Source organism: Streptomyces albicerus (genome assembly GCF_008905045.1).
Lineage (GTDB): Bacteria > Actinomycetota > Actinomycetes > Streptomycetales > Streptomycetaceae > Streptomyces > Streptomyces albicerus.
In genome coordinates this window covers 51113-77225 of record NZ_VWMY01000024.1, presented here as the reverse complement: position 1 = coordinate 77225, position 26113 = coordinate 51113, and the positions used below count along the sequence as shown (strand labels likewise).

Here is a 26113-nt window from a genome sequence, read left to right as displayed (position 1 = left end):
AACGTGCGCCCCCTCCTGGTTGACGCGCGTTGACAAGCGGCCGTCACGCCACGTCGGTCCCCATCGCAAACACTACGAGCGAGTAACTATCGGCGCTCTGTGAGGTCTAGTCCTGTCCGGATTTCGACCCTCCGAAGTCCGGATCCAACGGTGTTTCGACGGGTGGGAGTTGCTCCTGCATCGATTGCTGCCACTGGGCCAGCAGCCGCTGCGCCTGAGCCGACAGCTCCGGCGGCTGATCCGACGACTGCTGCGATTGAGGCAGTGACGGCTGGTTCTGATCCGACGACTGCTGCGATTGAGGCAGTGACGGCTGGTTCTGAGCCGACGGCTGCTGCACCTGCGTCGGCTGCTGCGCCCGCTCCAGGAACCGCAGCAGCTCCACCGGGAAGGGCAGTACGAGCGTGGAGTTCTTCTCGGCCGCGACCGCCACCACGGTCTGCAGCAGCCGCAGTTGGAGCGCGGCCGGCTGCTCGGACATCACTCCGGCGGCCTCCGCCAGCTTCTTGGAGGCCTGCAGCTCGGCGTCCGCGTTGATGACCCGGGCCCGCCGCTCACGGTCGGCCTCCGCCTGCCGGGCCATGGACCGCTTCATCGTCTCCGGCAGCGATACGTCCTTGATCTCGACGCGGTCGATGGAGACACCCCATTCCACGGCCGGGCTGTCGATCATCAGCTCCAGACCCTGGTTGAGCTTCTCGCGGTTGGAGAGCAGATCGTCCAGCTCGCTCTTGCCGATGATCGACCGCAGTGACGTCTGCGCCATCTGCGAGACCGCGAAGCGGTAGTCCTCGACCCGGATGATCGCGTCGGCGGCGTCCACCACCTTGAAGTAGACGACGGCATCCACCCGCACCGTGACGTTGTCCCGGGTAATGCCCTCCTGCGCGGGCACCGGCATCGTCACGATCTGCATGTTCACCTTCTGAAGCCGGTCCACGAACGGCAGGATCATGGTGAATCCCGGGCCGCGCACCCCGGACCGCAGCTTGCCGAGCCGGAGCACCACGCCCCGTTCGTACTGTTTGACGACCCGGGCCGCCGCCATCACGTACACCGCTCCGACAGACGCGAGGGTCACTCCCGCCGTCACCAGCTCCTCGACCATTACGACCCCCAGGGTCCGTATCGGGCGCAACAGGTGTGTACTTCGACGGTAACTCCGGCGCGGACGCGAAGGGGAGATGGAGGACCGAGGTGCCGAACGGGATACGGATGCGGGACGGACGGCGGCTGGCGTTCGAGGAGTGGGGCGACCCGGGCGGCACGCCGGTGGTGCTGCTGCACGGCACGCCGGGCTGCCGGCACGGGGTGGTGCCGCGAGAGGTGATGGACGAACGGCCCGGGGTGCGGTTCATCGCGCACGACCGTCCCGGTTACGGGGATTCGGACCGTGGTCCCGGACGACGGGTGGCGCAGGCCGCGCGGGACGTGGCCGCGCTGGCCGACGCGCTCAAGCTCGGCCGGTTCGCGGTGCTGGGCCTCTCGGGCGGTGCCCCGCATGCGCTGGCCTGCGCGGCGCTGCTGCCGTCGCGGGTGCGGCGGGCAGCGGCGTTGGCCGGTCTCGCGCCGCCCGTCGCCGAGGGGCTGAACTGGTTCGAGGGGATGGCGACGTCCCACGTCGAGGAGTACACGCGGGCGCTGACCGAGCCGGTGGACTTCGCGGACCGGCTCGCCGCACGGGCCGCCGCCATCCGCGCGGACCCGGCGCAGTTCCTCGCGTCGATGCGCGACGGCCTCACCGACTCCGACCGCCGGATCGTCTCCACCCCGGCCGTGAGCGACATGCTGCTGCGCAACTACCGTGAGGCGCTGAGCACTTCGGCGTACGGCTGGCTCGACGACACCCTCGCGCTGCTGAGCCACTGGGGCTTCGACCCGGCGGGGATCACCCGCCCCGTGCTGCTGTGGCACGGCACCGAGGACACCTTCTCCCCCGTGGCCCACTTCGAGTGGCTGGCCCGCCACATCCCCCGGGCCCGCCCGGTCCTGGACCCGAAGGGCGGCCACTTCTCAGCCCTGGAGGCCCTCCCGGACGTACTGGACTGGCTGTGCGCGACACCGCGGACGGACACGTGACCCGGGCCGGGGCATGACCCGGCAGGCTCCGGGCGTGGCGACGCAGGCCGGAAGCCGCTTCCCTGTTCCCGCGGTCTTTCTCATGCCCATGGTCGTTCCCCCACGGCCAAGGACGAGCCCCCGCACCGCGAACGGCGTGCGGGGGCTCGTCTGCTGCTGGCTGCAGTCAGGTCGCGCGGGTGTCGCTTTGGCGCGTACCGGTCAGAATACGTTGACGTTGTAGGCGCTCAGCGCCTCGGTGACCGGCTGGAAGAACGTGGTGCCACCGGAGGTGCAGTTGCCGCTGCCGCCGGAGGTCAGACCGTAGGCGACGCCGTTGCTGCCGTAGAGCGGGCCGCCGGAGTCACCGGGCTCGGCGCAGACCGTGGTCTGGATCATGCCGTAGACGATGTCGCCGCCGCCGTAGTTGACGGTCGCGTTGAGGGCGGTGACGCGTCCGGTGCGGGTGCCGGTGGTGGAACCGGTGCGGATGACGTTCGTGCCCACGCTCGGAGTGGCGGCACGGGTGATGTCCACGGTGCCCGCGGTGCCGGACTTGGTGATGCTCGTGTTGGTGTACCGGACGAGACCGTAGTCGTTCGTCGGGAAGCTGGAGCCCGCGGTCGGCCCGAGGACCGTGGTACGCCCGGAGTTGGAGTACCAGGTGCCCGCGCCGTCGGTGCAGTGACCGGCGGTCACGAAGTAGTCGGCTCCCGAGCTGTTCTTGACGTTGAAGCCGAGGGAGCAGCGCCAGCTACTCGCATAGATGGCGTCGCCGCCCTTGATCAGCTTGTTGAACTTGCCCGGGGTGTGCTTGATCTGCAGGGCGCCGGCGTTGCTACCCGCGGCCTGCTTGATCTTGGCGATCTCCGCCTTGGAGACGGTGCTGTCGACCGTGACGACGACCTTGCCGGTCTTGGCGTCGGTCGCCCAGGCGGTGCCCGGCACATCGGCCTTGAGCACCGAAGAGCTGGCGCTCTTCAGCTGGGACGTGCTGAACGTCGATGCGTCGCTCGCGTTCGCGGAAGGGACGGTAACGGTAACTGCGGCCGCAGCCACGAGTCCGGTGGTCACGGCGATCAGCCGGGTCCGTCTCGCTATGCCACTGCGGGGGGTGGTGCGCTTGGTCCTCACTGTTCGTTCCCTCCAAAGGGAAGTCGGGGGCCCGCGTGGGGGTCGGGGCCCGTGAGGCGCACGCCAGAGGGAAGGTGTCCGGATTCCGAACACGCCGTGCCCCTGACAAGGCGCTGGGGGGAATATTCGGCCCCACGGCCGACGGGCGCAAGGGCGCCTTTCGGCCGTGCGGCTTTCAACTTACGTATATCCCGCTGGAGTTGATCTCGTCGGCGTGGATGTGCAGATTACGTGCGGATTAGCGGATCAGATTGCGTTCCCCAGCCGCAATCGTCGCGCCCAGGGTATTCCCCGGCGGCGGGAATGGGCAGATGAAGTGGTCCGCGAATGCGCACGGCGGCAGGAGGGCCCGGTTGAAGTCCACGGTCGTACGGCCGTCGGCGTCGGGTGCCGCGGGCCGCAGGAACCGGAAGCGGTAACTGCCGTGCCCGCTGGTGGCATCGCCGAAAACAGCCCACAGCGAGCCGTCCTCCTGGACCGTCACCTGAAGCGTCAGGTCCTGCCCGTCCAGCCTGAAGGCGAGTTCACCGCCGAGCCCGAGTCCGCGCTCACGTCCGTCGGCGTTCGCCACGCGCACGGTCCGGTCCTCCCCGTACGGCGTGAAGCGTCCCGGCACCGACCAGCGCGGATCGTACGGTGTGGCCTCGATGCCCCGGAACGCCCGCCGCGCCGGTGAGGCGGGGTCGAAGTCGCGTACGCCCCAGATCCCTTCGCGCACGAGGACGACGAACCGGCGCTCGCCGTACGCGACACGGGCGGCGGCGGCCCGGCCCCGGTCGGCCGCCAGCCGCACCTCACCGGCGAAGGGCTTCCCGTCCACGAGGAGACCGTCGGCCTCCTCGGCCGTCAGCACGACCGCGTCACCGTGCACGGCCCACCGGCCGGGGATGTCCGGAAGACTCCCGTCCGCATAGTCCTCGATCCAGTGGGTGCCGCTGAGCGCGAGCGGCCCGTACGGCGCGGACACCGTCTCGGTGCGGTGCTCGTGCCAGCGCTTCCAGTCCTCGGATGCGTCCGATGTGCCCGATGCGTCCGTCGTCATGCGATCAGCCCTTCCACCCGGGATCCGGCAACCCGAGGGGAGAGCGCAGCGCCTTCCTGGTGTATTCCGTCCGGAAAGCGCCGCGAAGGACCTGGACAGGATTCAGCAACCGTCGCAAGGGCAGCAGCAGTCACAGTTGCCGCAGTTGCAGTCACAGTCGCGGCAGCAGCCCTCGCGCTTCTTGCGGGACCACGGACCCTCGTACTCCTTGGCGCAGCACAGCTTGCAGGTGCAGCACAGCAGCCAGAACATCCCGCAGCCCGCCCAGAACCCGCGCCGGCCCTTGGGCGGCTGGGGCGCGGGCCCACCACCGGAACCGCCGAAGCCGCCACCGTCGTGTGATCCGCCACCCCCGGCGAACGGATTCCCGCCGCCTGCATACGGGTTCTCCCCGCTGTACGGGTTCGGGGCGCCGTGCTGCGGCGAACCGTAAGGCCCGGGCTGCTGCGGCTGCCCGTACGGGCCGGGCTGGTGGGCCGAGCACATCGGTACCGTGCCGAACGCCCGGTCCACCGACCGCCCCAGCTCGTGCACCAGCAGCATGTGCACCAGCTTGGCATCGGAGAACCGGACCTCGCGCAGCGCGAGCCGGATCCCGTGCAACGCTCCGTCGGCGAGCCGCCGGGCCTCCAACAGTGACGTACCGGTGGCCGTCAGGGGGTTCCAGGCGCCCGCCGCGGCATCCGCTTCCCTGTCCTCCACGGCGTCCAGGAGGTGGGCGAGCCGTCCGAAGAGCCTGCCTGCCTCGGCGAGCGGCTCGGCGTTGCCCGGCCGCCCGGCGAGAACCGCGGTGTACGCGAAGGCCGCGGCCGTGGCGGTCTCGGTCGGCTCGGTCACCGTCAGCAGCGGTGTCCCGGGGCCCGCGAGCGCCTCGATGCCGGTCTGCCGGTCCACGGCATCGACCAGCACCGCGGTGTCGAAGCCCACGGCGGAACCGGTACGGGCGCCCGCCCTGTCCCAGCTCGTGGCGACCCGGCGGGCCGCGAGCGCCACTGGCCGGCGCGCCAGCAGACCGTCCCCGTCGGCGACGTGGTCGCGCACCTTGGCCGAGGCCAGCACCAACGAGACGGCGGCGGCGAGCCGTGCGCCCTCGCCCTGTGCGACGGACGCGGTCCGCATTCCGCGCAGCGCACACGGTCCCGCGGTTCGCCGCAGGCCCGCGGTCTGCTCGGCCTGAGCCTCCGTCAGAACCGAAATCAACAGCCCGTCATAGTTGGTGACGAGCCTGGCGAGCTGGCCGTGATCGCCGCGCAGTGCGAGACAGAGCCCGCACAAATGCGCCATCCACTGCGCCTTCAGACTCTCCGTCAGCCGGTGACTGCACGGCCGGACCATTCCGAACATGACGCTCCCCCGTGGTTTGTACGACAGCTGCGGCATCGTACCGACCACCTCGTTCACCCGTACGCTCCGACCGTCACCCGTACGCCGCGAACAATCATATTTCACTCTCAGTCAGCAGCCTTGTACGGCAAGACCCTTGGGAAACGCGGGCTCTCGACGAATTCGTTCTGCACCAGTACCGTCACGAAACCCCCGCGCGGCGTCTATCCCCTTGGCGCGACATCCGCATCATGGACGACCATGGGGATGCGGAAACAAGAAAAACCGCTGTGAGAGGAGGCGTCCATGGGATCGGTGCGCAAGGCGAGTGCCTGGCTTGGCCTCGTCGACGACAACGATGACGAGCGTTACTACGACGACGATTACGCCGAAGGGTCCGAGACCGGGACCGGGGATGCCTGGGTCACGGACCCGCGTGTGAAGGTGGCGTCGGAGGCGGCCGAGGAGAAGGGCCGCCGGATCGGCACGGTCACCCCGGACAGCTTCCGGGACGCCCGTGGCATCGGCGAGCTCTTCCGCGACGGCGTCCCCGTCATCATGAACCTCACGGCCATGGAGCCGGCCGACGCCAAGCGCGTCGTCGACTTCGCGGCCGGCCTGATCTTCGGCCTGCGCGGCTCGATCGAGCGTGTGTCGAACCGGGTTTTCCTGCTGACTCCCGCCGACACCGAGATCGTCAGCGGGGAGCCCGCGAGCCGTCGCACAGACGGTTTCTTCAACCAGAGCTGAGCAGGGCCGCTCACCGGCCCCGCCTCTCGGCGCCGCCTCAGGGCCTGTCGGCCTTACCGGAAGGCGTCGAGACCGGTGAGCGCCTTGCCCAGTACCAGCTGGTGCATCTCGACGGTGCCTTCGTAGGTCAGCACCGACTCGAGGTTCGTGGCGTGCCGCATCACGGGGTATTCGAGCGAGATCCCGTTGGCACCGAGAATCGTCCGCGCCGTACGGCAGATGTCGATCGCCTCTCGTACGTTGTTGAGCTTGCCGAAGCTGACCTGCTCGGGACGGAGCCGTCCCGCGTCCATGCGCCGCCCCAGGTGATGGGCGAGCAGAATCCCCTTGTGCAGCTCGACCGCCATGTCGGCGAGCTTGGCCTGGGTGAGCTGGAATCCGCCGATGGGCCGCCCGAACTGCTCGCGCGTCTTCGCGTATTCGACGGCGGCCTCGAAGCTCGCCCGCGCGGCGCCCATCGCGCCCCACACGATCCCGTACCTGGCATGGGACAGACAGCTGAGCGGGCCCTTCAGCCCGGTGACCTCGGGCAGCACCGCATCACCTGGCAGCCGCACCTCGTCGAGCACGAGCTCACTGGTGACGGACGCGCGCAATGACCACTTGTGCTTGATCTCGGGCGCGGAGAACCCGGGACTCTCGGTCGGCACGACGAACCCGCGGATCCCGTCGTCGGTCTGCGCCCAGACGACGGCCACACCCGCCACGGACCCATTGGTGATCCACATCTTCCGCCCGGTGAGGACCCAGTCCCCGCCGTCCCGCTTGGCGTACGTACGCATGGCTCCGGGATCGGACCCGTGGTCGGGCTCGGTCAGCCCGAAGCACCCGATGACCTCACCGGAGGCCATCCGCGGCAGCCACGCCTGCTTCTGCTCCTCGCTCCCGAACCGGTGGACGGCGTACATCGCGAGCGATCCCTGCACGGAGACGAGCGACCGAATCCCGGAGTCGGCGGCTTCGAGCTCCAGACAGGCAAGCCCGTACTGCACGGCGGAGGCCCCGGCACACCCGTACCCGCTGAGCGACATCCCCAGCGCGCCGATCTCCCCCAACTCCCGCGCCAGCTCCCGGATCCCGGGCAGCTCGCCGTTCTCGTACCACTCGGCGACATACGGCAGCACCCGGTCCGCCGCCCACGCCCGTACGGTGTCGCGAATCGCCAGATCCTCGGCGCTCAACAGGTCATCGACACCGAGCGGATCGGCGGGATCGAAGGGCGGCAGCTTCGAGGAAGCGGACATGAGTGCCTCCGGCACGGAAAACTAGCACTGTTAACCACGGGCAAAGTCCGACGTTACGACGCAGTGTGACGCACGTCCAGGGGTGCTTCACCCGATCCGCTTCCGCGGCGGTCCGGGGTGCTTCACCCGGTACGCTTCCGCGGCCGGCCGGGGGGCTTCACCCCGTACGGGCCCGCGGCCGCCGACGGCGGGACGCCTCACGGGAAACCCGCACGGGACTGTCGGGCTCAACGGGCGGTGCGGGCGGGAAACACATGAAGCCGAGCCACGACGAACGGTCAGCCGACAGACTCGACCCGCAGTGAAGCCTCAGCCCCCCGAGGTGCGGGCACATCAACACCGGCACCCTCCTCAGCCGCCTCACAGTCCATCACCCGAGGCAACCGCAGAGCCATCACCGCCCCCAGCAGCAACAACCCCGCACTCACCAGCAACGTCACATGCAGCCCATGCACGAACGCATCCCGAGCCGCATGCCGCAAAGCCTCACCCGACCCCCCGCCAAGCCGCGCAGCGACCTCGTACGCCTCCCCCAACGAGTGCCCCGCCGCAGCGGAGTCCGAAGCAGGCACCCCCTGCACGGAAGCGAGCCCAGGCGCGTACGCCGCGTTCATCACGCTGCCGAGAAGCGCGATCCCGATCCCGGCCCCGAGCTGATACGACGTCTCCCCGATCGCCGCGGCCCCACCGGCCTGCTCCTGCGGAGCCTCGCTCAGCATCGACTCGTACGCCCCGAAGAGCGTCACCTCGAGACCGAACCCGAGCAGCACGAAACCGGTCAGCAGCAGCGGAGCGTTGTCGTGGCTCCCCATGGCCGTCAGCATGACCACGGCGGCGGCGGTGAGACAGAACCCGGCGGACACCATGGTCCGCGGCCCGAACCGGTGCAGCATCTTCGCCCCGACGAGCCCCGCGGCCATGGCGGCGATGGTGAGCGGCAGCAGCCGCAGCCCGGTCTCCAGCGGAGAGAGCTTCAGCACGAGCTGGAGATACTGCGCGGCGATCAGTTCAAGACCGACGAGCGCGAGCATCGCGAGCACGATGCATCCGACGGACGTGCTGAAGGCGGGCCGCGAGAACATCTTCAGATCCACCAGCGGATGCCGGCGCCGCCGCTGCCGCCGTACGAACGCGACGAGCAGCCCGGCGCCCACGGCCAGCGGCACCGCCGTGAAGGCGCTCAGCGGGGCCTCTCCGCCGCCGAGCCGCTTCACGCCGAGCACGACGCCGAAGAGCCCGGCCGCGGCCATCAGCGCGCCGACGACGTCCCACGGCCCGTCGCCGTCGCCGGTCGACTCGGGCAGCAGCAGCCGCCCGACGGGCAGGCTGACGAGCATCAGCGGGATGTTGATGAGGAAGACCGAACCCCACCAGAAGTGCTCGAGCAGGAAACCGCCGAGCAGCGGGCCGACGGCCGCGCCCACCGCGGCGACGGCGCTCCAGACGCCGATCGCGAGCGCCCGCTCGCGCCGGTCGGGGAAGACCTGCCGCAGGATCGACAGCGTCGCGGGCATGATCATCGCGCCGCCGACGCCGAGCAGGGCACGCGCCAGGATGAGGACCTGCGCGGTCTCGGCGAGGGCGGCGACGGCGGAGGCGACGCCGAAGAGCGCGTATCCGAGGAGGAGGATCCGTCTGCGGCCGACCCGGTCGCCCAGCGTGCCGAAGAGGATCAGCAGCGAGGCGCAGACGAGCGGGTAGACGTCGACGATCCAGAGCAGCTCTATCGCGCCGGGCGTGAGGTCCTCGGTGACGGCGGGCACCGCGACATGGAGCACGGTGGCGTCGACGGCGACCAGCAGCAGGCTGGCGCAGAGGACGACGAGGACGACCCAGCGGTTTGCACCGGCCCCGGCCTCCCGACGGCAACGCGCAGCGGCCGTGGTCGTCCCGGACATGTACGTACCTCCCAGATGTTCCCTCGCGTTCGGCGGATCCGCTGGGTGGGGACTCCCTGCGGTCGCGGCCCAGGAGGAGCGGTGTCCCGGGCCCACGCAACAAAGGCGAGTGAGTCGCCAGAGTACGCGAGTTCCCGCCGATGACGGGTGGCGGACCTCTCACGTTCCCCTCAGACACGTGTGGCGTGCGCCACGCTCCCCCCTGTCCGAGCACGCCCCCGCCGGGGACCCCGGTTCCGGATGCCCCCGATAATCGAGCCCGTGACCGATCTTGAAACGCCCGTCGCACCGACCCGTGCGGGGCCCGCCTGGCGCCGCGCCGCGCCCGCTCTCCTCGGGTACGCGGCCGTACGCGCGCTGGGCCTGGTGGCCCTGGCGGTGTGGAGCGCCGCGCGGGACAAGAGCCCGCACACGCTGCTCTCGGCCCGCTGGGACTCGCTCTGGTACACCCGGGTCGCCGAGCTCGGCTACGGCTACGAGGTGCGCCTCCCGAACGGCGACGTGCACTCGAACCTGGCGTTCTTCCCGCTGCTGCCCTGGCTGGAACGGGCCGTCACGGCGGTCACCCCGCTGTCCTACTCGGACGCGGGCCTCCTGGTCAGCACACTGGCCTCGCTGGCCGCGGCCTGGGGGATCTTCGCGGTCGCGGACCATGTGTACGGGCGGCGGGCCGGGGTCTGCGCGGTGCTGCTGTGGGCCGTCCTGCCCGTCGGGATCGTGCAGTCGATGGCATACAGCGAGTCGCTGTTCACAGCGCTCGCGGCCTGGTCGCTGTACGCGCTCCTGACCGGCCGCTGGCTGACGGCGGGCCTGCTCGCCGCACTGGCCGGCCTGACCCGCCCGGTCGGTGCCGCGGTGGTCGCGGCCGTGTGGGTGGCGGCCATTGCCTCGTTCGTACGGGAGCGGGGTGTTCCGGCACAGGACGGCGCCCAGCGATGGCGGCGCGCCCTGGCCATGCTGCTCGCGCCCCTCGGCGCCGCCGGCTACGTCCTGTGGGTCGGCCACCACACCGGCAAGGGCCCGCTGGGCTATCTCGACGTCCAGGCCGGCTGGCGCAACGGCTTCGACGGCGGCTACGCCTTCGCCCGGTTCGTCGCCGACAAGTTCACGTCCTTCCCGTCGGCCCTGGCCGGGCTCGGGCTGATCATCGGCGTCGGCCTGCTGATCTGGCTGTACGTGACCTGCGTACGGCAGCGGCAGCCGCTCCCGCTGCTGGTGTACGCGGGGCTCGTCACCGCGCTCGCCCTGTGCGCGTCGAGCTATTTCGGCTCGAAACCACGCCTTCTGCTGCCCGCCTTCCCCCTCCTGCTGCCCCTCGCGCTAGCCCTGGCCCGACTGCGAACGTCCAGGTCGGCGTGGGTGCTGGGGGGCGTGGCGGTGGCGTCGGCGGCGTACGGGGCCTTCTGGCTGAACGGCACCGGTCCGCCATGATCGCTCCCAGCCGCCGGTGAGCGGACGGAGAAGCGCACACGAGCATTCGGTGAACGAATTCAAAAGCGCCACAAAACTTCACACCGGAATGATCAATCGAATTGAAGGAAGAGCGGACGAGGGAATCCATAATCGACGGAAATAAAGGCCCTCGCGAGAGCAATCCCACATCACACCCTCATCACAAAGAGGGTGCTTCGCTCGGGAACAGAGCTCACTCGCTGTAACGTCGATTGAGTGCGTACCGAACGAAAGCTGACTCGTCTGGACCGGGTCTTCGCCCGGCTGGACCGTGAGCCGGAACGACCGGCCCACATCGACGTGCCCCGGATGAGCCGGCACCGGGTGGTCCTCTTCGCGGCCACGCTCGCCTTCTACGTGGCCATCGTGTGGGCCGTCGTGATCACCTCGTGGCTGGTCCGGTTCGACTGGCAGGTCATGTTCTTCCGGCCGTACCAGCAGTGGCCGGAGATCCACGCGTTCCTCGACTACTACGTGGTGCTGGGCCAGCGCGGCCCCACCGCCGTGATGGTCGCCGCCTGGCTGGGCTGGCGCTCCTGGCGGCAGCACACCCTGCGCCCGCTGCTCACGCTGGGTGTCTCGCTGCTGCTGCTGAATGTCACGGTCGGTGCCGCCAAGATCGGCATGGGCCGCCTCGGTCCGCACTACGCCACCAACATCGGTTCGAACGAGATGTGGCTGGGCGGCGACATATTTCCTTCGGGCCACACCGCCAACGCCGTGGTGACCTGGGGCATCCTCGCCTATCTGGCCTCGACGCCGGCCGCCCGGCGCTGGCTGTCGGCCGTCTCCGCCGTGGTCTCCCTCGGGGTCGGTCTGACCACCGTCTACATCGGAACGCACTGGCTGAGCGACGTGGTCCTCGGCTGGGCCGCGGGGCTGCTGATCCTGCTGGCGCTGCCCTGGTTCGAGCCGCTGATCGCCCGCGCCGAGGCCGGCATCTTCGATCTGCGCGACGCCTGGCGGGCCCGCCGCCGCGGCGCGCTGCCGGCTCCGGCCCCGGTGGACGCGCCCGCTTCGCTCGCCCCGCTCGGCAACCCCGCCGACCAGGAGGAGCCCGTGGTCCGCGAGCCCGTGGCCGCCTCCCGGCCGCCCCGGCCGCAGGGCTACCTGGCCCCGGGCCCCCACACGGCCCGCTCGGAGCGCACGCCGGTGACGCCCGTCGGCAGCCGAAGACCTCCGCAGACCGACCGAGTGACACGTGGAACCGCCTCGGCCCGCCCGCTCACGGGCGGCTGAGCACGGACAGCGGGGCCGGTACGCACACACCACTCCCCGCGCGGCGAAGGCCCCGGCTCCTCGAGCCGGGGCCTTCGCCATGTCTCACCGCATGTCTCACCGCGCACGGGACGGGGCGGGTCAGCCCTTCCAGCAGCGGGTCACGCGGCCGTCGGTGACCTCGAAGTTCAGGCGACCGCTCAGGTATTCCATCGTGATGATCGCGCCCGGCGGCAGCGACCGCACAGTGGACCAGCCACGCTCACGGGCCAGCCGCTCGGCGCCGCTCGCCTCCAGTCCGACGTACGCGTCCGGGCTGTCCGAGGGCTCTGCGGGAGGAGTGGGAATCGGTGCCATGACGCCACGTTAGGCGCCGGACTGCGGACGGGGAAGCCCGGACCCGCCACCATCCGTCACCGGTCCCCCTCCGGTCACGCTTCTGTCACAGGACAACGACACCCGTTCAGGCCTCCACGACATCAACTGCTGCGCAGCGAGCCGTCACACGTACGAGCGATTCCGTACGTGTTCCGCCCGCCTTCGAACGTAATTCGGGAGTACCCGGGGCTACCTTGGCCGCGATCCGAATAACGGGAGAGAAAGCGCGGTCCCGACCCGCGTCCGTGTCTTTCCAATCCGAATCGGTGGCGTGTTCCAGAAGTTGACATGCCATAGGAAATACATGGTTCAAGCACAGAACCGACGTACGCCCCCTGTCGGAGCGCGGTGCGACGCGAGCATCATGGCGTGAGCTTCAGGAGGCCCAGGGCGCGACGAGCGAGGGGGCAGCAATGGGGACGGACACCGCGAAGGCGGAGGTACGGCCCGAACCGGTGAATCCGCTGGGGCGGTTGATCGTGGACTGGCTGACCACGACCGACCACAAGAAGATCGGCCACCTGTATCTGATCACCTCGTTCGCGTTCTTCCTGGTCGGCGGTCTGATGGCGCTGCTGATGCGGGCCGAGCTGGCCCGGCCCGGCCTGCAGATCATCGACAACAACGAGTTCAACCAGATGTTCACCCTTCACGGCACGATCATGCTGCTGCTCTTCGCGACACCGACGTTCGCCGGATTCGCCAACGAGATCATGCCGCTGCAGATCGGCTCGCCCGATGTCGCCTTTCCACGGCTGAACATGCTGTCGTACTGGCTGTTCCTCTTCGGCGGGCTGATCGTGCTGGGCTCGCTGCTGGTGCCCGAGGGCCCCGCCAACTTCGGCTGGTTCGCCTACGCGCCGCTGAACAGCCTGGAACGGTCGCCCGGTCTCGGCGCCGACATGTGGATCATGGGTCTCGCGCTGGCCGGCTTCGGCACGATCCTCGGCGCGGTGAACTTCATTACGACGATCGTCGGGATGCGCGCTCCCGGCATGACGATGTTCCGGATGCCGATCTTCACCTGGAACACCCTCTTCACGTCGATCCTCATCCTGTTCGCGTTCCCGGTGCTCGCCGCCGCGCTGCTGTGCCTGGAGTCGGACCGGCGGTTCGGCTCGCACATCTTCGACGCGACGAACGGCGGGGCGCTGCTGTGGCAGCACCTCTTCTGGTTCTTCGGGCATCCCGAGGTCTACATCATCGCGCTGCCGTTCTTCGGGATCATCTCGGAGATCATTCCGGTCTTCAGCCGGAAGCCGATGTTCGGCTATCTGACGCTGATCGCGGCGACGATGGCGATCACCGGTCTGTCGGTGGTCGTGTGGGCGCACCACATGTTCGCGACGGGCGCGGTGCTGCTGCCGTTCTTCTCGTTCATGTCGTTCCTGATCGCGGTGCCAACGGGTGTGAAGTTCTTCAACTGGACCGGCACGATGCTCAAGGGCTCGCTGTCCTTCGAGACACCGATGCTGTGGTCGGTCGGTTTCCTGGTGTCGTTCCTGTTCGGCGGTCTGACGGGGGTGATCCTGGCCTCGCCGCCACTGGACTTCCACGTCACGGACACGTACTTCGTCGTCGCGCACTTCCACTACGTGGTGTTCGGCACCGTCGCCTTCGCGACCTTCGCCGGCTTCTACTTCTGGTGGCCGAAGTTCACCGGGAAGATGCTCGACGAACGGCTCGGCAAGATCCACTTCTGGACGCTCTTCGTCGGCTTCCACACCACGTTCCTGGTGCAGCACTGGCTGGGCGCGGAGGGCATGCCGCGCCGGTACGCGGACTATCTGGCCGCCGACGGCTTCACGGCGCTCAACACCATCTCGTCGATCGGCGCGTTCCTGCTCGGCTTGTCGACGCTGCCGTTCCTCTACAACATCTGGAAGACGGCCAAGTACGGCGAGAAGGTCGACGTCGACGACCCCTGGGGCTTCGGCCGCTCCCTGGAGTGGGCGACCTCGTGTCCGCCGCCGCGGCACAACTTCGTCACGCTGCCCCGCGTCCGCTCCGAGTCCCCGGCGTTCGACCTGCATCACCCCGACTACGCGGCGCTTCCCGAGAGGGCCGCGCCAGAGCCCGGGTCAGCCGGTCCCGGGCCGTCCTGATCGCCTCGGTGAGCTCGGCCGGTTCGAGCACCTCGAAATCGATGCCCATCAGCATCACGTGAATCACCATCACGTCGAGGCTCGCGGCCCCCGTGCGCAGGACACAGCTGTCGGCGCTCTCCGCCTCCAGCGTGCCGGCCGAGGGCGAGATCCGCTCGGCCGCCTCCTCGATCGGCACGAGCAGCCGGATGACGGCGTGCGAGGCGTACGCGCGGACGGAGACGCCCTTGGACACATAGGCGGCCAGGTCGTCGGCGGGCGGCTGCCGGGGCGTGAAGCGCGGTCCGTGCGGCGGCTTGGGCGTGATGCGGTCCACCCGGAACGTACGCCAGTCGTCGCGGTCCACGTCCCAGGCGACCAGGTACCAGCGACGCTCGGTGCACACCAGGCGGTGTGGTTCGACCGTGCGGCGGGTCGGGGAGCCGTCGTGGGCGCGGTACTCGAAGCGCAGCCGCTCCGAGTCGCGGCAGGCGGCCGCGAGCTCGGTGAGGACGGCCGGGTCGACGGCGGAGGGCCGGCGGCCGCGCAGCATCGGCACGGTGAAGGCGTTGAGGGCGCCGACACGGCGGCGCAGCCGGTGGGGCAGTACCTGTTCGAGCTTGGTGAGGGCGCGTACGGAGGTCTCGCCGATGCCCTCGATGCCCTGCCCGGCGGCGGTGCGCAGGCCGACCGCGACGGCGACCGCCTCGTCGTCGTCGAGGAGCAGCGGCGGCAGCTCGGCCCCCACGCCGAGCTGGTAGCCGCCGCCCGTGCCGGGGCTGGCGTTCACCGGATAGCCGAGCTCGCGCAGCCGGTCCACGTCACGGCGGACCGTGCGCGGGGTGACGCCGAGGCGGTCCGCCAGGTCCGCGCCCGACCATTCGCGGTGCGCCTGGAGCAGTGAGAGCAGACGCAGAAGTCGTGCCGAGGTCTCCAACATGAATCCGAGTCTGCCAGGCATCGCGGACAGTAGTTGTCCGCAAGGGTGCGTAGCGTTTGAGTCATGGCAGACAACAGCTCGAACGAAGAGATCCGCCCCTTCCGGATCGAGATTCCTCAGGCGCAGCTCGACGATCTGCACACGCGCCTGGACCTGACCCGCTGGCCCGACGAACTGCCGGGCGTGGGCTGGGAGTACGGTGCCTCGCTGCCGTATCTCCGCGACCTGGCCGACTACTGGCGCAGCGCCTACGACTGGCGCAAGCACGAGGCCGCCCTCAACGAGATCCCGCAGTTCGTGACGGAGATCGACGGGGCCCAGGTGCACTTCCTGCACGTCCGCTCGCCCGAGCCGGACGCGGTGCCGCTGATCCTGACGCACGGCTGGCCGGGCTCGATCGTGGAGTTCCTCGGCCTGCTCGGCCCGCTGAGCGACCCGCGTGCCCACGGCGGCGACCCGGCCGACGCCTTCCACCTGGTCGTCCCGTCCATCCCGGGCTTCGGTTTCTCCGGGCCCACCCGGGAGACGGGCTGGAACATCAGCCGTACAGCGCGGGCGTGGGCCGAGCTGATGCGACGGCTCGGCTACGAGCGGTACGGCGCGCAGGGCGGCGACATGGGCGCGCTGATCGCGCCCGCGCTGGGCCGGATCGCGCCCGAGTCGGTGATCGGGATCCATGTGAACGCCGCGTCGGTGGGCTTCATCCCGCTCGGTCCCGTGCCCGAGGACGTCCAGGCCGAGCTGACGGACCAGGAGCGGCAACGCCTTGCCTCCATCGGCAGGTTCACCACCGACGGCTTCGGCTACAACGCCGTCCAGTCGACCCGCCCGCAGACCCTCGCGTACGGCCTGACCGACTCCCCCGTCGGCCAACTCGCCTGGATCATGGAGAAGTTCAAGGAGTGGACCCACGCCTCGGCCGAGCTGCCCGAGGACGCGGTCGACCGGGACACGCTGCTCACGAACGTGATGCTGTACTGGCTGACCGCGACGGCCGGTTCGGCGGCGCGGATGTACTACGAGAACAGCCATGTCGGCGACTGGTTCCCCGTCACCCGCTCCGAAGTGCCCACCGCCGTCGCGAACTTCGCCGAGGACGTGGCGATCCGGCGCTGGTCCGAGGAGACCAACACCGTGGTCCGCTGGACGGAGTTCGACCGCGGCGGGCACTTCGCGGCCCTGGAGGCGCCGGACCTGCTGACCGGCGACATCAGGGAGTTCTTCAGCTCACTGCGATGAGGTCACTGCGATGAACTCGCCGCCGTGACGGCCACCGACAGGTCGTTGTCGCTCGTGTAGTACGGCCCGGCCGTCACCGGGCCGTGCTCCGTCTCCAGCGTGATCTTCGGATAGGCGAAGATCGGCTTCTTGTCGGCGATGTCGTCGAGCAGCCGGGCGATCCGCACCTGCGGCCCGGTCTCCCCCGCCGGGCGCAGCCACAGGTCCCAGATGCCCTCCGTCAGTTCGGAGTAGGCCACCGCGAAGCTGAACCGCGCCTGGTCCGAGGCGACCTCGGCCCTCAGCACCGGCTCCGGCTCCTCGCGGCTGCGCAGTTCGGCGTACGCGTCCGGGGTGAGATCGACGCCGTACACCTGCCCCCTTACGCCCAACTCCCCCTCCTTTATGTGCAGTTCGCCCGCCTCGGCGTGCGGGGCGCGCAGCCAGCTGCGGACGGAGAGGTTGCCGTGCTTGGTCGCGTACGGAATGCGGACGGCGACATGGCCGCGGGCGCCGCTCGGCACCCGGTCGACGAGCGAGCGCAGGTCGTTGAGGCCGGGCGTCAGGCGCTGCGGCTCACCGCCGGCGACCTGGGCGTAGGCGTCCCAGCGACCTTCGGGCAGTTCGACGCTGCTGGGCAGCGCGGCGCGCAGCCGGCCGTCCGCGGCCGGGGTGAGCGGCAGCCGGACCTCCTGGTCGCCGTCGCGGTGCCGGAGCACGAGGTGCGCGTCGCCGACGTCCCCCCGCTCGGTGATGTCGAAGGTGAGTCCGCCCGCGGAGTCGGCGATGCAGTCGGCACGCGGAGGCATGGTCGCGTCGTCGTCGGTGTGCCGGTGCGAGGCCTGCGGAGCCAGCGTCATCATGCGGAACGCTCCTTCCCGAGTACGGTCCGTCCGGCATCCCGGACGGCATACGCGCCACCGAGCAGCGCTCCCCGTGTGCGGTGCAGTGAGCCGCGCATCCGGCCGATCTTCGAGGTGCCGCCGCGTGAGACGAGGCCGTCGAAGATCGACTCGTAGCGTTCGGCGATCCGGGCGGGGTCGAAGCGCTCGGAGTCCTTGAGCGCCGCGTGCGCCATCTGCTGCCGCAGCGCGTCGTTGTTGATCAGTTCGAGCAGGCCGTCCGCGATGGCCCCGACGTTGCCGACCGGAACGAGACGTCCGTCCACGCCGTTGTCGATGATCTCCCCCGGGCCGTGCGGGCAGTCCGTGGAGACGACGGGCAGGCCGCAGCGCATGGCCTCGACGATCGTCATCCCGAAGGACTCCAGGCTGGAGGTGACGGCGGCGATGGAGCCCTTGGCCCACTCCGGCTCGATGGGGTGGGCGGGGCCCATCAGATAGACGTGGTTGTAGAGGCCCCGGTCGTCTATGAGTCTTCGTAGCTTGTCCTTCTGTTTGCCGCCGCCGTAGATCCTCAGCCGCCAGTCGGGCCGCTGCTCACGCACCCGGTCGAAGGCCTTGATCAGCAGGTCGTACCGCTTGACCGGGGCCAGCCGCCCGGCCGCCACGACCCACTTGCCGGTGCCGTCCGCGGGCGCCAGGCCGGGCGCGGGCACCGGGTTGGGCACGGCCTCGACGTGGACGCCGGGCAGCCGCATCTTCGCGCGGTACGCGCCGGCGTCCGCCTCCGTGGTCGTGGTGAGCGCGTCGAGCCGCGGGTAGGCGCCGCGCAACTCCGTGCGCAGGGAGACCGAGTGGGTGTCGAGCGTGAGGTGCTCCTGGCCGACGCGGATCGGGCCGCGCCTGGTCTCGCGGGCCAGATGCACGTTCAGCCCCGGCCGGGTACCAACCACGACATCGGCGTCGATCGTCTCGAGATGCTCGGCAATACGGCGGTCGGTCAGGACGCTGTACTGGTCGTAGCGGTTCTCCCCGCGCGGGAAGGCCCGGGCCGGAGCCCGGTAGTCGGGATCATCCCCCTCGTATCCCGCGCCGCCCTCGCGGATGTCGACGAGGTGACGCACACGCACGCGCGGGTCAGGCGCGAAGACCGGCTCGTCGCGGTGCCGGAAGACGGAGACGATCTCGACGTCATGCTGCTCTGCGAGTGTGTTGGCAAGGTTGTACGTCGTCCGGATCGTCCCCCCGATTCCGTAGGCGTTGTGTATCAGGAAAGAGATCTGCATGCGTCCCCGTATCTCCGTCTTTTCCGGCTACCTCAGGGTTAGACCGGGGAGTTGGCGGGATGGTTGGGCTTGCTTACCAATCCGTTCCCGAACAGTTGCGCCATCGGTAACCCCAAAAGGGAACCTTTTGGCATCGATGCGCATCAGGGGTTGTAAGACAACTGCGGTACCTCGAAACACTCACTGCTCATGTCCCCCTGACTCACCCATCCCCGGGCGTCCTCCCAGCGGGCCACCGACAGGCAGGTCCTGCGGGTTTCCGGCGGTTCGGGCAGTCGCTCGTACCGGACGGGCAGCAGCAGACCGTCGGCCGTATACGACTTCCCCGAGTCCATGAAGCGGTCGACGCACGCGCGCGTGACGCCCGTTTCCGCGCACGACCTCGCCGCGTCCGTGAACCACTTCGCCGCGGCCCACCCCTCCAACTGCCACTGGGAGTGGGTCTTCAGGCCCTTCGTGCCGTCCCGGAACTCCCGTACGGCGTCGTGGTCCGTGTCCTCGTAATTGCGGCTCGCGCCCGTCGCCCACAGGGCGTTGCGGCAGCGCGGCGCGTCCTTGTAGTCCTCGCGGACGGTGGACGTCCAGTTCTGCACGTTGGTGACCTTGGCGATGACCTCCGCGCCCACGTCGTCCATCGCCTTGCACAGCTGGGCGTTGCCGTACGTGTCGATGGCGTCGAACACCACGTCGGCGCCCTGCTCCTTCAGATCGGCCGCCGCCGCACGGAAGTTGGGCAGCGCGAAGTCGACCTGCTCGGTGACCACCTTGTAGCCCTCCGCCTTCAGGCCCCGGGTGACGAGCCGGGCGTACGCCGCCGACGAGGACTGGTTGTACGAGATGACGGCCGCCGTACGGGCGCCCTCCTCGCGCTTGAAGTAGCGGTAGATCTCGGTGCCGCCGTACAACTTGCCGTCCCAGCCGGGCTTTCCGTCGCGCGGGGCGAGGCTGCCGTAGATCCCGTAGAGGTGCGGATAGGTGTCGTACGCGGCGCCGATGGGCTGGCCGCCGATGTCGGGCACGCGTGCGCGTGACACGCGGGAGGCACCCGCGTAGTCGAGGGCGGCGGTGGCGACCAGGGCGACCACCTCGTCCTCGTCGACGAGCTTGTGCACGCACTCGTTGTTGCCGACGCCGCTGCCGCCGTCGTCGCACGTACGGACCTCGACCCGGCGGCCGTCGATGCCGCCCCGCGCGTTCAGCTGGTCGAAGTAGGCCTTCGCGCCGTCGCGCGGGCCGGTGAAGGTGTCGCCGCCGACCGGACTGGTGGCGCTCGTGATGATGCCCACGCGGATGGGTTCCGCGGTGTTCTGCGTGGGCGTACGGCCGGGCCGGTCCTCGAAGTCGCTCTCCGGGAGGCGGCTGCCGCAGGCCGTGCTCAGGAGGAGCAGCAGGCCCACGACAGCGGACTCAGCAACCCGGGCCCGGCGACTCATTGCCGCTCAGCCCCACCAGCCCGCACAGCGTCTTGACGGACACCTTCCATGTGCCGTCCTGCTCCACGGCCGTCCCCGCGGCATTCGGCATGACCGTGGCGCCCTGCAGAGTCATCGTGTACGTCACGTCCGCCTCGGTCGGTGAGGTGAACGCGACCTTGTTGACCGTCGCCTGCACCTGCCCGCCGCGCTCGTCGCCGCTGAAGCTCTGCAGGACCTGGGCCATCTTGTCGCCGTTCTCCAGGACGGCCTGTTTGTCCTTCAGGGAGACGGCCGGGTCGAAGAACTTCTTCCAGTTCTCCTTGATCTCCTTCTCGGCCGCCGCCGGGTCGTCCGGAGCGGTCGCACTCGGACTCGGTTCGGACGTCGTGGGCTGCTCCACGGTGGGCGAGGGCGGAGTCGTGTCGTCACCGCCGCTGTCGTCCCCGCACGCCGTAAGAGCCGAGGCGAGGACGAGCACCGCCACCGCCAGCCCCCGGCCTGTTCCCCGCCTGAGGTCACTCCCGAGAACCATCTGGCTCACCACCGGGTGTCGGTCCGGGCCATGTGCGCCCGGTGCTTTCAGGGTCAGCTTCCAGAAGGCATAGTGCAAGCCATTGGCTGGCATGGACAGACACATGACGTGGGAGCCACCATGCGGACTGCTCGACTGCGGACTGTGCACCCCGTCCTCTGGGCCGGGTGGGCCGCGCTCGCCACGGGAGCGGTGCTGTGCGTCCTCGGCTGGTACGGGATCTCCGGCGAGCGCTATGCGGAACGGCAGCTGCCGTATCTCGCGTCCTGCACGGTGCCGGGAGCCGCGCTGATCATCGCGGGCGCGGTCCTGCTCACGCACGGCAGGAACGCCCTCGCGGCGGCGCGCGTGGAGGAGTTGTACGGGCTCCTGGTGGCGGCCGAGCCCGCCGACGCCGAAGAGTCCGGGCAGGCGGCCGCCGCGCCCGTCGCCGTCAGCGGGGACCTGCTCATGGTGCCGGGCGGCACGCTGTGGCACCGCGCGGACTGCCCGCTCGTCGCCGGGAAACCGGACGCCCTGCCGGTGGACTCACGGGTTCTCGCGGGCGGCGAGCTGGATCCCTGCCCGATCTGCGAGCCGGCGGCCGCCTCCGACGACCGGTCGTCCGACCACGGCGACCGGTCGTCCGACCCGGGCCACTGATGGCGTCGCTGACGTACGACCTCACGCTCGCCGGGCTCTCCGTCGGCAGCGCCGCCGCACTCACCGGGATCGGACTGATCGTCACCCACCGGGCGACCGGCGTGCTCAACTTCGCGCACGGCGCGATCGCGATGGTGTGCGCCTATCTGCTGCGGCAGCTCACGGTCGAGTGGGACTGGCCGCTCGCGCTCGCCGCGGCGCTCACGCTGCTCGTGGTGGCCCCGGGCATCGGCATGGCCCTCGAACGCTTCGTCTTCCGCCCGCTGTCCGTCCTCGGCAGCGATCCGGCACAGACGCTGGTCGCGTCCATCGGCGTGTTCGTGCTGCTCGTCGGCGGAGCGGCGCTGGTGTGGGGCTCGGGCGCGCGCTCGGACGCGCCGACGCTCGTCTCGGCGGACCCCTGGGGGCAGCTGGCGGCGACGCTCGTCCTGGCCGTGGGCGTGGGCGCGGTGATCCGCTGGACCCGCTTCGGCCGGGAGCTGCGGGCCGTCGTCGACGACCGTTCGCTCGCCGCGCTGGGCGGCATCGACGCGGACCGGGTGGCCGCGGCGGGCTGGGCCTTCGGCTCGTTCACGGCGGGCCTGACGGGCGTGCTGCTGGCTCCGTACGTACGCCTGGACCCGTACGGCATGCCGCTGCTCGTGATGGAAGTGGTGGCGGTCGCGGTGGCCGCCCGGATGCGCAACCTGCCCGTGGCCGTGATCGTGGCCCTCGGCATCGGGGTCGCCCAGAGCCAGTTGACCCGGCTGCATCCGACGGGCTGGCGGGAACCGCTGGTCCAGGCGGTGGGCGCGAACCTCTTCGTGGTCGCCCTGCTGATCGCGGCGCTGGTACTGCCGGGGATCGGCACGCGGGACGCGCTCCCGCGCACGGCGACGGCCCGGGTGGCGACCCCACCGGGCGCGTGGATCGTGGCCGTGGTGCTGTTCCTGATCCCGCTGGGCTTCGCGGGCCGCGACCTGCAGACGTCCGTCCAGGTGCCCGCCCTGGGCGTCGTACTGCTGTCCCTGGTCGTCGTGACGGGCCGCGGCGGCCAGATCTCGCTGGGCCAGGCGGCGTACGCGGGTCTGGGCGCCCTCTTCACGGCGCTGCTGGCGGCGGGCCGCTTCCCGGGCCTGCCGGAGTTCCCCGAACTGGCCGCGCTCGCGGTCGCCGTCCTGCTGGTGGCGCCCCTTGGCTTGCTGACCGGCTGGCCCGCCATCGGCCGCCACGGCCTGGCCCTCGCCCTGGCGACCTTCGCGGTGGGTGTCGGCGTCAGCCGCTTCGTCTTCGCCCAGCCGTACGCGACGTCGGGCCTGAACCTCGGCCGCCCGGCGGGCTTCGAGGGCGACCGCGCGTACTACGTACTCGAACTGGGGCTGCTCGGGGGCGCGCTGCTGGCCGCCCACGCGCTGCGCCGGGGCCGTACGGGCCGGGCGCTGGCCGCGATGCGCGACCACGAGGCGGGCGCGTCGGCGGCGGGCGTCCGCGTCCCGGCGCTCAAGGTGACGGCCTTCGTGGCGGGCGCCGCCCTGGCCGCGCTGGGCGGCGGCATGCTCGGCATGGGGCTGCGCGCCTTCGACCCGGCGGCGTACGACCCGGTCCGCGGCCTGCTGTGGTTCGCCGCGATCGTCGTCCTCGGCGCCGACAGCGTCCTCGGCGCACTGGCCGCGGCGGCGCTCCTGGTCGGCCTGGACGCGGGGACGCGCGGCGGGGTGGCGGCAGCGCTGATCGGTCTCCTGGCGGTCTTCGTGGGCCGCTTCCCGGGCGGGCCGTACGAGGCCCTGCGCCTGGCTGCGGGACGCCTGCGGCTCCGGCGTGAGGCGACTCTGACACCGCTGGGTGCCGGGGTGAGGCGGACACTGCGGGCCACGCTCACGGGGACCGTCACGCGACCACAGGTCGTGGGAGCGACCGCGGTGGCGGGACCGTCCGCCGGCACGGGCACGGGGAAAGGCCTTGTCGGCGGACACCCACTGGTGAGGCGGCCGGTCCCGCCGTCCACGCCCACGTCCGGTGAGCCCGGCTCCCCCTGGAAATCCGACGCGGCAAGGCGGACCGGAACGCCCCCGGCCACGGACTCCGGCCCGCCCCCAACACCCGGTAAGGAACAGGACGAAGGCCCGGAACGAACCCACCCCACACCCGAGACGGAGGACACCGGGCCGGCCGAAGGCCACGAGCACCCCCGCCCGCCGGCCGACGCACCGGAGTCCGACTCACCACCGCGTCCGGCCGCCGACGACAACGAACCCGACACGAAAGACACCAGGCCGACCGAAGGCCACGAGCACCCCGGCCCAACACCCGGCACACCGGGGCCAGACTCAACAACCGGTCCGGCGGGCGGCGACGGCGAACCCGGCGCCTCCCGCTCCACGGACCCCGCCAGGCAACCCGGTTCTCCTCCAGCGCCCGGCGCGGGGCGGGCCGAAGGCCAGGGGCGGCCCGTCTCGCCCGAGTCCGGGGCGACAGCCGGGCCCGGGCGGGACGGTGGCGAAGTCGGCGCGGCCGCGCCGACTTCGCCCGGCGGATCCGGCGCCCGCGCCGAAGGCGCACCGCGTGCCGCAGGGCCTGTGACACCGCCGCCCGCCCGCTCCCGCGCCTTCCGCGACACGCCTGCCCGCCACGTCCTCCGCGCCCGCGGCCTCCGCGTCGCCTACGACGGGTTCACCGCCCTGGACGGCGTCGACCTCGTTCTGCCGCCGGGCCGGATCACCGCGGTCGTCGGGCCCAACGGAGCCGGCAAGAGCACCCTGTTCCACTGCCTCGCCGGGACCGTGCGGCCGGGCGCCGGGCGGGTCTGGCTCGGGGAACGGGACATCACCCGGCTGCCCGCCCACGCGCGGACCCGGCTCGGAATCGCCCGCACCTTCCAACAGCTCGCCGTCTTCCCGACCCTGACCGTCGCCGAGAACGTACGCGTGGGTGCCGAGCAGGGACGCGTCGTGGACGCCGGCGCGGTGGAGCGGGTACTGCGGCTGCTCGGGCTCGACGGGGCCGTACGGGCGCTCCCGGCAGCGGGTCTGCCGACCGGCACCCTGCGGCGTGTCGAACTGGCGCGAGCCCTGGCGGGAAGTCCGCGTGTCCTGCTCCTCGACGAGCCCGCGGCGGGTCTCGACACGGGCGAAGTGGCGGCGCTGGCCCGCGTGTTGCGAGCCCTCGCCGCGGACGGCACGGCCCTGCTCGTCGTCGAGCACGATCTGGACCTGGTGGCCGACCTGGCCGACACCGTGCACGTCATGACGGCGGGCCGCATCGTCACCTCCGGGCCCGCCGACCGCGTACTCGAAGGCGTCGACGGGCTCGAAGGACGCCAAGGACTCGGAACGGGAGTCGAGGGATGAGCGCCCCCGGGATTTCCCTGCGCCACGCGCGCGTGCGCTACGGCCCGCTGGAGGCCCTGCACGGCGTGTCCCTCTTCGCGCCCTCCCCCGGTGTCACCGTCCTGCTCGGCCGCAACGGCTCGGGCCGTACGACCGCGTTGCGCGCCCTGGCGGGAACCGTGCCCCTGTCCCGCGGTGCCGTGGTCTGGGACGGCACCGACGTCACGAGGATGGCCGCGTACGAACGGGCCCGCCGCGGCCTGTGCCTCGTCCCGGACCGCCGGGCCGTCTTCGGCTCGCTCACCGTCCGGGAGAACCTCGAACTCGCGGCGCCCGGCCGGAACTTCGCGCCCGCCCTCGATGCCTATCCCCAGCTGAGCCCTCTGCTCACCAGAAGAGCCGGCACCCTCTCCGGCGGCGAGCAGCGCATGCTCGCCCTCTCCCGCGCGCTGCTGGCACGCGCGCGCGTGGTCCTCGTCGACGAACCCGCGCAGGGCATGTCGCCTACGGTCGCGGCCCGCACGTACGAGCTGCTGAGCGGTCTCGACGCCTGCGTGATCGTGGCCGAACAGCGACTGCCGCCCGGCCTGCACGACGGGCCGGCGCTCGTGTACGAACTCCGGCGCGGCGCGGTCGTGTTCAGCGGTGAGACAGCAGAGGCAGGAGCCTCGGCAGCGGCGGACCCATCAGGACCGGCGGGGTCGACGGGACGGACCCGGCCGATGGGACCGATGGGGCCGACACGCCCGGCGGATTCTGGACGGCCACGGTCGCGTCCTCCGGGGTGACCAGTCCTCTCGGCCCCGCCCCCTTCGGCAGCCGCAGCATCGTGCCGGGATTCAGCCGGTCCGGGCGCTCCCCGACCATCTGCCTGTTGGCCTTGTAGAGCTTCTTCCAGCCGCCCTTGATCCGGTACCGGCGGGCGATCGACGCGAGCGTCTCCCCGGGCTGCACCGCATGTGCCCGGCCCTTGAGTTCGTACCTCTTGGCACAGGCGGGCCACGCCTCCCATCCCTGGACGCGTACCACCTCCTGCGCGACCGTGATCTGTTCGTCACGCGTGGCCAGATCCGCGCGCGCCGCGTAGGCGAGTCCGCCGAACGTCTTCCAGGTGGCCTGCCGGAACTGCAGTCCTCCGTAGAAGTCGTTTCCGGTGTTCGCGTTCCAGCGGCCACCGCTCTCGCACTGCGCGAGACAGCCCCACGGCCACTGGTCCTTGACGCAGCCGCGCGGCACCGATGCCTGAGCCGCGGCGGGACCCGGCGCCGGGGGTGGTGGCGCCGCGACCGCGTTCACGGGAGCGAGCACGGCCAGGACGACGGCGACGACGACCGCGTACCGCATGCGCTTGA

General features: G+C 70.8%; 21 protein-coding genes and 1 pseudogene. 9 read left to right on the top strand and 13 right to left on the bottom strand.

Features of this window, described 5'->3' with window-relative positions:
• Positions 1–106: 106 nt before the first annotated feature.
• Positions 107–1108, bottom strand: coding sequence for a slipin family protein (locus GAS53_RS22575; protein WP_151479483.1), 1002 nt, complete (start codon positions 1106–1108; stop codon positions 107–109).
• 89 nt (positions 1109–1197) lie between these two features.
• Here GAS53_RS22575 and GAS53_RS22570 point away from each other — a divergent pair, with 89 nt between their 5' ends.
• The gene (locus tag GAS53_RS22570; protein ID WP_192583237.1) at positions 1198–2079 is read left to right on the top strand and encodes an alpha/beta fold hydrolase; all 882 of its coding nucleotides are present in this window, start codon (positions 1198–1200) and stop codon (positions 2077–2079) included.
• Between the two features lie 201 nt (positions 2080–2280).
• Here GAS53_RS22570 and GAS53_RS22565 read toward each other — a convergent pair whose 3' ends face one another.
• The 3 genes from GAS53_RS22565 to GAS53_RS22555 form a co-directional block, all read right to left on the bottom strand.
• A complete protein-coding gene (locus GAS53_RS22565) occupies positions 2281–3192 on the bottom strand; it encodes a S1 family peptidase (protein WP_151479482.1) in 912 nt (303 codons plus the stop codon).
• A gap of 238 nt (positions 3193–3430) precedes the next feature.
• Positions 3431–4234: a DUF1684 domain-containing protein gene (locus GAS53_RS22560; protein ID WP_151479481.1), complete on the bottom strand. Its 804-nt coding sequence runs from the start codon at positions 4232–4234 to the stop codon at positions 3431–3433.
• 102 nt (positions 4235–4336) lie between these two features.
• Entirely contained in the window at positions 4337–5578 is a 1242-nt protein-coding gene (locus tag GAS53_RS22555) for a DUF5685 family protein (RefSeq protein WP_192583236.1), read from the bottom strand.
• A 285-nt stretch (positions 5579–5863) separates the two neighbouring features.
• Between GAS53_RS22555 and GAS53_RS22550 the strand changes: the two genes are divergently transcribed.
• Complete coding sequence (locus GAS53_RS22550; protein ID WP_151479480.1) at positions 5864–6307, top strand: cell division protein SepF; 444 nt, start codon at positions 5864–5866, stop codon at positions 6305–6307.
• 53 nt (positions 6308–6360) lie between these two features.
• On the opposite strand, the gene GAS53_RS22545 is transcribed toward GAS53_RS22550, so the two are convergent.
• Positions 6361–7551 (bottom strand): acyl-CoA dehydrogenase family protein, encoded by a 1191-nt coding sequence (locus GAS53_RS22545; protein WP_151479479.1) that lies wholly within the window; start codon positions 7549–7551, stop codon positions 6361–6363.
• A 278-nt stretch (positions 7552–7829) separates the two neighbouring features.
• Positions 7830–9449, bottom strand: a complete 1620-nt coding sequence (locus tag GAS53_RS22540) for an MFS transporter (RefSeq protein WP_151479478.1) — start codon at positions 9447–9449, stop codon at positions 7830–7832.
• Between the two features lie 261 nt (positions 9450–9710).
• On the opposite strand from GAS53_RS22540, the gene GAS53_RS22535 reads away from it, so the two are divergent.
• Together GAS53_RS22535 and GAS53_RS22530 are read left to right on the top strand one after the other, a co-directional pair.
• The gene (locus GAS53_RS22535; RefSeq protein WP_151479477.1) at positions 9711–10880 is read left to right on the top strand and encodes a glycosyltransferase family 39 protein; all 1170 of its coding nucleotides are present in this window, start codon (positions 9711–9713) and stop codon (positions 10878–10880) included.
• A 237-nt stretch (positions 10881–11117) separates the two neighbouring features.
• On the top strand, positions 11118–12140 hold the full coding sequence (locus GAS53_RS22530; protein ID WP_151479476.1) for a phosphatase PAP2 family protein: 1023 nt from the start codon (positions 11118–11120) through the stop codon (positions 12138–12140).
• A 120-nt stretch (positions 12141–12260) separates the two neighbouring features.
• Here GAS53_RS22530 and GAS53_RS22525 read toward each other — a convergent pair whose 3' ends face one another.
• Positions 12261–12476 carry an I78 family peptidase inhibitor gene (locus GAS53_RS22525; RefSeq protein ID WP_151479475.1) on the bottom strand — a complete coding sequence of 72 codons (216 nt, stop codon included), beginning with the start codon at positions 12474–12476 and terminating at the stop codon, positions 12261–12263.
• 434 nt (positions 12477–12910) lie between these two features.
• On the opposite strand from GAS53_RS22525, the gene ctaD reads away from it, so the two are divergent.
• Positions 12911–14602 (top strand): aa3-type cytochrome oxidase subunit I, encoded by a 1692-nt coding sequence (gene ctaD, locus GAS53_RS22520; RefSeq protein ID WP_151479474.1) that lies wholly within the window; start codon positions 12911–12913, stop codon positions 14600–14602.
• Here the strand turns inward: ctaD and GAS53_RS22515 are convergent.
• Positions 14484–15521, bottom strand: a complete 1038-nt coding sequence (locus GAS53_RS22515) for a helix-turn-helix transcriptional regulator (RefSeq protein WP_151479473.1) — start codon at positions 15519–15521, stop codon at positions 14484–14486. The genes ctaD and GAS53_RS22515 overlap by 119 nt on opposite strands.
• A 63-nt stretch (positions 15522–15584) precedes the next feature.
• Here GAS53_RS22515 and GAS53_RS22510 point away from each other — a divergent pair, with 63 nt between their 5' ends.
• A complete protein-coding gene (locus tag GAS53_RS22510) occupies positions 15585–16760 on the top strand; it encodes an epoxide hydrolase family protein (RefSeq protein ID WP_151479472.1) in 1176 nt (391 codons plus the stop codon).
• 2 nt (positions 16761–16762) lie between these two features.
• Here GAS53_RS22510 and GAS53_RS22505 read toward each other — a convergent pair whose 3' ends face one another.
• From GAS53_RS22505 to GAS53_RS22490, 4 genes are all read right to left on the bottom strand, one after another.
• Positions 16763–17602: a hypothetical protein gene (locus GAS53_RS22505; protein WP_404829269.1), complete on the bottom strand. Its 840-nt coding sequence runs from the start codon at positions 17600–17602 to the stop codon at positions 16763–16765.
• Positions 17599–18867: a glycosyltransferase family 4 protein gene (locus GAS53_RS22500; protein ID WP_151479471.1), complete on the bottom strand. Its 1269-nt coding sequence runs from the start codon at positions 18865–18867 to the stop codon at positions 17599–17601. The genes GAS53_RS22505 and GAS53_RS22500 overlap by 4 nt, the downstream gene beginning before the upstream one ends.
• A 143-nt stretch (positions 18868–19010) precedes the next feature.
• On the bottom strand, positions 19011–20300 hold the full coding sequence (locus GAS53_RS22495; protein ID WP_151479470.1) for an ABC transporter substrate-binding protein: 1290 nt from the start codon (positions 20298–20300) through the stop codon (positions 19011–19013).
• The gene (locus GAS53_RS22490) at positions 20275–20814 is read right to left on the bottom strand and encodes a hypothetical protein (RefSeq protein WP_151479469.1); all 540 of its coding nucleotides are present in this window, start codon (positions 20812–20814) and stop codon (positions 20275–20277) included. Before GAS53_RS22490 ends, GAS53_RS22495 begins: the two co-directional genes overlap by 26 nt.
• Positions 20815–20934: 120 nt before the next feature.
• Between GAS53_RS22490 and GAS53_RS22485 the strand changes: the two genes are divergently transcribed.
• From GAS53_RS22485 to GAS53_RS22475, 3 genes are read left to right on the top strand one after another with little or no spacing between them, the layout of a single operon-like run.
• A complete protein-coding gene (locus GAS53_RS22485) occupies positions 20935–21456 on the top strand; it encodes a hypothetical protein (RefSeq protein ID WP_151479468.1) in 522 nt (173 codons plus the stop codon).
• Complete coding sequence (locus GAS53_RS22480; RefSeq protein WP_151479467.1) at positions 21456–24782, top strand: ABC transporter permease subunit; 3327 nt, start codon at positions 21456–21458, stop codon at positions 24780–24782. Before GAS53_RS22485 ends, GAS53_RS22480 begins: the two co-directional genes overlap by 1 nt.
• Positions 24779–25549 (top strand): ATP-binding cassette domain-containing protein, encoded by a 771-nt coding sequence (locus GAS53_RS22475; protein ID WP_151479466.1) that lies wholly within the window; start codon positions 24779–24781, stop codon positions 25547–25549. The genes GAS53_RS22480 and GAS53_RS22475 overlap by 4 nt, the downstream gene beginning before the upstream one ends.
• Positions 25550–25811: 262 nt before the next feature.
• On the opposite strand, the pseudogene GAS53_RS58795 reads toward GAS53_RS22475, so the two are convergent.
• Positions 25812–26105, bottom strand: a pseudogene (locus tag GAS53_RS58795) (transglycosylase family protein); the annotation flags it as partial.
• Between the last annotated feature and the right edge of the window lie 8 nt (positions 26106–26113).

What these genes read in the sequence shown, in the direction of transcription:
- GAS53_RS22575 (WP_151479483.1), bottom strand. Translation starts at nt 1,108, where the DNA reads ATGGTCGAGGAGCTGGTGACGGCGGGAGTGACCCTCGCGTCTGTCGGA.
- GAS53_RS22560 (WP_151479481.1), bottom strand. Translation starts at nt 4,234, where the DNA reads ATGACGACGGACGCATCGGGCACATCGGACGCATCCGAGGACTGGAAG.
- GAS53_RS22555 (WP_192583236.1), bottom strand. Translation starts at nt 5,578, where the DNA reads ATGTTCGGAATGGTCCGGCCGTGCAGTCACCGGCTGACGGAGAGTCTG.
- GAS53_RS22550 (WP_151479480.1), top strand. Translation starts at nt 5,864, where the DNA reads ATGGGATCGGTGCGCAAGGCGAGTGCCTGGCTTGGCCTCGTCGACGAC.
- GAS53_RS22545 (WP_151479479.1), bottom strand. Translation starts at nt 7,551, where the DNA reads ATGTCCGCTTCCTCGAAGCTGCCGCCCTTCGATCCCGCCGATCCGCTC.
- GAS53_RS22540 (WP_151479478.1), bottom strand. Translation starts at nt 9,449, where the DNA reads ATGTCCGGGACGACCACGGCCGCTGCGCGTTGCCGTCGGGAGGCCGGG.
- GAS53_RS22525 (WP_151479475.1), bottom strand. Translation starts at nt 12,476, where the DNA reads ATGGCACCGATTCCCACTCCTCCCGCAGAGCCCTCGGACAGCCCGGAC.
- ctaD (WP_151479474.1), top strand. Translation starts at nt 12,911, where the DNA reads ATGGGGACGGACACCGCGAAGGCGGAGGTACGGCCCGAACCGGTGAAT.
- GAS53_RS22515 (WP_151479473.1), bottom strand. Translation starts at nt 15,521, where the DNA reads ATGTTGGAGACCTCGGCACGACTTCTGCGTCTGCTCTCACTGCTCCAG.
- GAS53_RS22510 (WP_151479472.1), top strand. Translation starts at nt 15,585, where the DNA reads ATGGCAGACAACAGCTCGAACGAAGAGATCCGCCCCTTCCGGATCGAG.
- GAS53_RS22505 (WP_404829269.1), bottom strand. Translation starts at nt 17,602, where the DNA reads ATGATGACGCTGGCTCCGCAGGCCTCGCACCGGCACACCGACGACGAC.
- GAS53_RS22500 (WP_151479471.1), bottom strand. Translation starts at nt 18,867, where the DNA reads ATGCAGATCTCTTTCCTGATACACAACGCCTACGGAATCGGGGGGACG.
- GAS53_RS22495 (WP_151479470.1), bottom strand. Translation starts at nt 20,300, where the DNA reads ATGAGTCGCCGGGCCCGGGTTGCTGAGTCCGCTGTCGTGGGCCTGCTG.
- GAS53_RS22490 (WP_151479469.1), bottom strand. Translation starts at nt 20,814, where the DNA reads ATGGTTCTCGGGAGTGACCTCAGGCGGGGAACAGGCCGGGGGCTGGCG.
- GAS53_RS22485 (WP_151479468.1), top strand. Translation starts at nt 20,935, where the DNA reads ATGCGGACTGCTCGACTGCGGACTGTGCACCCCGTCCTCTGGGCCGGG.
- GAS53_RS22480 (WP_151479467.1), top strand. Translation starts at nt 21,456, where the DNA reads ATGGCGTCGCTGACGTACGACCTCACGCTCGCCGGGCTCTCCGTCGGC.
- GAS53_RS22475 (WP_151479466.1), top strand. Translation starts at nt 24,779, where the DNA reads ATGAGCGCCCCCGGGATTTCCCTGCGCCACGCGCGCGTGCGCTACGGC.